The following is a 5,136-nucleotide window of genomic DNA, read 5'->3' as shown; positions in this document are numbered from 1 at the left end:
ATGATGCGGCAGGTAATCTTCCAGCAGGCTACAAAATAGCGTTTCTGTTTCCTGGAAGTAAGGTTCGTTTACCCAAAGGGTGTCATCTGCATCGAATGCGATAACGCTAATATCAGAGATCATTGTTATTTTTGCATTTTTTCCGGGTGCAAAAATAAAACCCGGCAGGTTATAAAACGGGACATTTGTCCTCCTTTTCAATGTATGTTACGGACCAATCCTGCTTTTCTTCATTTTATGGAGCAATTCACTGCCTCCGCCCCGGAAAGTGAAGCGGTGACCATAAAAACTTTCGCTCCAGGCGCCCGCCTTATCCACCAGGGGGATACCATCAGCTATGTGTATATCATCCGGGAGGGTATTACCAAATGTTATCTCGAGGAAGATAACGGGAAAGACTATATTTTCGAATTTCTTGGCAAGGGAGAAATCACCGGGGAACTTGAAGGCATCAAAAAAGAAAAATGCCTGTGTAATATTGAAGCCATTACTTCGGTTACCGCCTATGCTATCCCGCATCGCCTGTTTGCCTGGCTGCTGGTAAACAATACTACGTTCAACAGATTGCTGCTCGAAGAACTGGCCGTCCGCATCCGGCAAACCTGTATCCGCACGTCCTACCAGCAATTATACCCCGTTGAATATACCCTGCTCCGTTTACTGGCGCTGGAGGCCGCACAGGATATTGTGATCCCGAAAAAAGATATGGCAGCTTACCTGGGTATCACCATCCGCAGCTTCAACAGGACATTGAAGGAACTGAGGGCTAAAAACATACTGGATCCCCAGGGATTAAATATTGGTTTGAGCAGGAAGCAGCTGGAAGAAATATTGCGCAGGTTTGAGGAGATGTGATAATGATATAACGCTTACCATTATACGAAAATGAAGCGGGTGTATCAACCGGGAATTACATCAACAGCAATGCGCTGCCCCGGGGCATCCCGATAAAACGGAGAAAATACTTCTGACACACCCGCTTTTCCATTATTTGAACAGTCGCCACTCGCTCAGCTGGAAATCCACGCTGCCATTGGTGCCTGTTACATACACCGCATAATATTTATACGCGGTAGTATTGGCAATAGTGAATTGCCGGGTTTGATTCCTGGCGCTGAATACCTGGTTGGTTTGCGTATCCAGTACGGTCCAGGTAGTACCATTATCAGAGCCTTTCAGTTGCCAATTCTTCGGATCGCGGTCAATGGCATCATCACCGGAAGTAAGGGTATATGATTTCACGATCTGGCCGGTAGTGAATTGCAACTGCATTTTAAAATCGGCAGGCACTGCATTAACAAACAGTTTGGTGCTGTACACGTTGTCCGTGAGTTTCAGCGAGCCTTCTGCAGCAGCAGGGCCGCCGCCGTTTTCTTTACTCACCGTGATGACGCCGGCACTGGTAATATCATCCGACGGGTAGGTGATGCCGGAGAAAGTTGATTTCGCCTGTTTCAGCTGGGCGGTCCAGTCGTTGCCCTGTTCATCTTTATTCCCGAAAGCGGTAAGCGCCAGTTGCTTCAGGTCTTTATTGGCAGCGCCGCTCCAGTAATGCACAAACTCGCCAAAGTTAAGCCCCCGGCTGTATTCAGGATACGTAGTGATACCGTTGTTGAATGTTTGTTTTGGGAAATGCTGTGCCAGCAATGAAAAGAATTTATTCAGCGCAGCCCCGCCGCCGTAATTGGCGTAAATAGGATAAAACCAATCCCTGAACCAGTAGGTACCTGCGCGGGGAAAAGCATCTGTTTGCGTGATCTTCATGTTATACCAGCGGGTTACATCGCTGCTGCGGCCCAGGGCCTGGTACACATCATACTGGTAGATCTCCATCCACTTGCTATCGTGCCATATGCCGAAAGCCGGGGAGCCATGCACACCTTTGGATGCGCCCTCCACGATATGGCCCACTTCATGCGTAGTAAGATCAATATCGTTGCCGGTGCCGGAGATCCATGCATTTGGATCGGAAGAACCTACATCAATTACGTTGCGGTAATCATGACCTGCATCCATATACGTAGAAGGGTGACCGCCGGAATATTTCCCGGAGTGGAAGATCGCAAAAAGGCGGGAGTCGTCGCCAAAGGCGCCATACCTGCTTTTGGTGTAGTTCCATACCTGCGCCAGGTAGGTATTGGGCCAGGTGATGCTGCTGTTAACATCATTATCAAAATACACCGCTACGCTGGTATCATAAAAAACGCGGTTCAGCAGCTGCTGATGCTCAAACCAGTGTTCCTGCCAGGTAGCAGGAGGCGTGGCCAGCACCTGCAACTCTTTTTTTCCGGCAACGGGTTGAAGGTCACTGCCGGGAGCGCTTTTCTTTTCGCATCCGGTCAGCATGCCCAGCATGATACATGCTGCAGCAAACAATGAAGTTTTCATACTGTGTTTTTTAGATGAATAATAAAAGGGGGTTTCGGGTTTTCAACTTATGCGCAACAACACCTGGTGATGATGTTACAGTTCAGTTTTGGTTGTTCAGGTATATAAGTTAACACATCTTTTTACAGTAACCTGTCAACAGAATTTAAACAATTGTAAACGGATTTTAAACAACCCAGGGAGTGCAGCGGCCTGCACTCCCTGGGTTGTTTAAATATATACTGCCTTTGCGCGGGATGTAATTCCATGTTTCCGGGCCACTTCCCTTTTTCGGATACAGGTCACCGTTACTCCGCTGCGCGGGTATATAATCCCCTGTCCATACTAATGCCCAGGCGTTTCATCATAGCGGGCATATCAAAACCCGACCGTTTGTATTCCGCCTGCACCTGCTCTCTGGCGCTGGCTACAGCCGCCTTGTTTTGCCATTGTGCAATGGTTACAAAAACAAGGTTACCCTGTTCATCAATATATTCATAGGCAGCGTCTGAAATAAAGCCCGGTAATGTTTTTATAAACCGGCGGTTCACTGCTACTCTTTGTTTGAACTCCGCGATACCGGCAGGTGGCACCAGGAATTTATCAATGAACTGTACCTGTTCATTTACCGGTGCGGTGGCAATATCCGCCGGTAATACGCCCAACCCGGTGAGGAACCCCAGGCGGTCCGTTTGCACTTCCCCCGCAATTATTTTCCCGTTTTTCAGCTGGTAAACAGCAACGCCATTGATGTGAATGGCTTTGCCGGTAGCGGGAATATTTTTATAGTCGCCGGTTTGAGTGCCGTACCAGGTCCATTTGGCCACTACCTTATCACTGTCGCACACCAGAGAGGATATTTTCCATTGTATATCGGGGAAAGCTGCGATGAGTGGCGTTATGGGCGTAATAAAACCGGCTACTCCTTTACTTCCTTCAGGCCCGGTGTATTCTTCTGATACCATCAGGGGTAGCAGGCTCATATCTCTCTTATTCATTACTTTTTCATACAGGTCCTGTATAATTGCTTTGTTCATTTCCATAATTGCTTTTTGCTGATGAATATTTTTTTGCTGTGAGAATGATAATACCGGCAGCAGCAGCGCTATGGCCAGGTATATCGTGTTATGAACTGATCTCATCGTTTTTCTTTTCACAAAAGTATTGCTCCTGCCGGCGCCGGGATTGTAAAAAATCATTGATCTGCCCCATCGCTTATACTTATCAGCTTTTACTTTCTATCCGTTTTTTTTATCTTGGCCACAGCTCTTATCATTAAAAACCCACGTCTTTGAAATTTCTGATTAATTTTTTCCTGGTAAGTATTATCAGCATCAGCGTTCATGCGCAGGCGGTACTTACAGGCACAGTGAACAATACATCCAATACACCCGTTGCTTACGCTATTGTACAACTTCAACGGCTACCCGGCGATCCGCAACAGGTATTGCAAACAGACAGTACCGGCAGCTTCCGTTTCACGGGCCTGTCAACCGGCGACTATACACTGCATGCTGCTGCAGGCGGCTACCAGGCGGTTACGCTGCATCTCCATATTGCGCGCGACACCGTAGTGAGTATTCTCTTACAACCCGGCAGTACCCGGCTGGGCGGGGTAACGGTCACTGCCGGCAAAACCGCTATTGAAAACAATCCTGACAAACTGGTATACAATGTGGCCTCCAATATTACCGCCGCAGGGAGCAATGTGCTGGAAGCCATCGCCAAAGTACCGGGTATAAAGGTGAATGATAATGAAATCAATATTACCGGCAAAGGAGCTGTAAAAGTAATGGTCAACGACCGGTTGGTACAACTGGCGGGCATCGACCTGGTACGTTATTTAAAATCGATGTCGGCCAGCCAGATCTCGAAAATTGAACTGATCAAAAATCCTTCTGCCCAATATGATGCAGAAGGTAACGCAGGGCTGATCAACATCACCACCCGTCAACGAAAAAAAGAAGGCTATTCCGGCACCGTGCAGGCCAATGCCAAAGGTTGGCTCCACAACCCCGCCGTTGTATATGGCACCCGCAACTATGAAGCGCTGAATGCTAATGCCACGCTGAATTATAACGCGGAGCGGTGGTCGGCTTACGGGAGCATCAACCTCGACCAGGACCAGCACCTGGAAGGCTTCCGGACTACTATCTGGTACCCGAAGCAAACCTGGATACAGTCGGATACGGGGAAGTATACTTATCTCAATGCGAATATCATGGCCGGCGCAGACTATAAGATCAACAGGCATACTTCCATAGGCTTTAATTACCAGGGCGGTAAAAACCTGTATGACGGCGGCGATTATGTAAACAACCCCGTTTTTGATAACGCTACAGGAAAACAGGATTCCATCATGAAAACGCGGGCCACTTACCACCCTGTCGCAGATAATCATTCCATCAACCTGCATTCCACCATCAATTTTGATACTACCGGCCGCAGACTGCTGCTGAATGCAGATTACTTCAGTTACTACCGTACAGACAGGTCGGATTTTGAAAGCAATAACTACCCGGGTAACGATATGACCCATCCTTCCGGCACGACCCGTTATTATGATGACAACAAACAACGCATTCATATTTACACGCTCAAGGCTGATATGGACCTGCCTACCCGTTTTGCGAAATTTATGATAGGTGGAAAGCTGAGCTTTATTGATACCTACAGCAATGCTTTTTATTACAAAAAGAATGCTGCCGGTGAACAGGAATATGATACAAACCTCAGCAACGAATTTGATTACAAAGAGAACACGCAGGC

At 47.6% G+C, this 5,136-nt stretch carries 4 protein-coding genes; 2 read left to right on the top strand and 2 right to left on the bottom strand.

Annotated elements, in window-relative coordinates:
• Window positions 1-237 precede the first annotated feature (237 nt).
• Window positions 238-855, top strand: a complete 618-nt coding sequence (locus VIM72_RS10085) for a Crp/Fnr family transcriptional regulator (protein ID WP_332002709.1) — start codon at window positions 238-240, stop codon at window positions 853-855.
• 132 nt (window positions 856-987) lie between these two features.
• Here the strand turns inward: VIM72_RS10085 and VIM72_RS10080 are convergent, their stop codons facing one another.
• A complete protein-coding gene (locus VIM72_RS10080) occupies window positions 988-2,388 on the bottom strand; it encodes a hypothetical protein (protein WP_332002708.1) in 1,401 nt (466 codons plus the stop codon).
• A 287-nt stretch (window positions 2,389-2,675) separates the two neighbouring features.
• The gene (locus VIM72_RS10075) at window positions 2,676-3,509 is read right to left on the bottom strand and encodes an ester cyclase (RefSeq protein ID WP_332002707.1); all 834 of its coding nucleotides are present in this window, start codon (window positions 3,507-3,509) and stop codon (window positions 2,676-2,678) included.
• A gap of 149 nt (window positions 3,510-3,658) precedes the next feature.
• Between VIM72_RS10075 and VIM72_RS10070 the strand changes: the two genes are divergently transcribed.
• The coding region (locus VIM72_RS10070) for a TonB-dependent receptor (RefSeq protein ID WP_332002706.1) at window positions 3,659-5,136 on the top strand (1,478 nt) is incomplete at its 3' end.

Origin of the sequence: Chitinophaga sp. (assembly GCF_036569185.1) — a bacterium.
In the GTDB taxonomy this organism is placed as follows: Bacteria; Bacteroidota; Bacteroidia; order Chitinophagales; family Chitinophagaceae; genus Chitinophaga.
The sequence above is the reverse complement of the archived record's forward strand: the minus strand, read 5'-3'. Positions and strand labels throughout refer to the sequence as shown.

What these genes read in the sequence shown, in the direction of transcription:
- VIM72_RS10085 (WP_332002709.1), top strand. Translation starts at nt 238, where the DNA reads ATGGAGCAATTCACTGCCTCCGCCCCGGAAAGTGAAGCGGTGACCATA.
- VIM72_RS10080 (WP_332002708.1), bottom strand. Translation starts at nt 2,388, where the DNA reads ATGAAAACTTCATTGTTTGCTGCAGCATGTATCATGCTGGGCATGCTG.
- VIM72_RS10075 (WP_332002707.1), bottom strand. Translation starts at nt 3,509, where the DNA reads ATGAGATCAGTTCATAACACGATATACCTGGCCATAGCGCTGCTGCTG.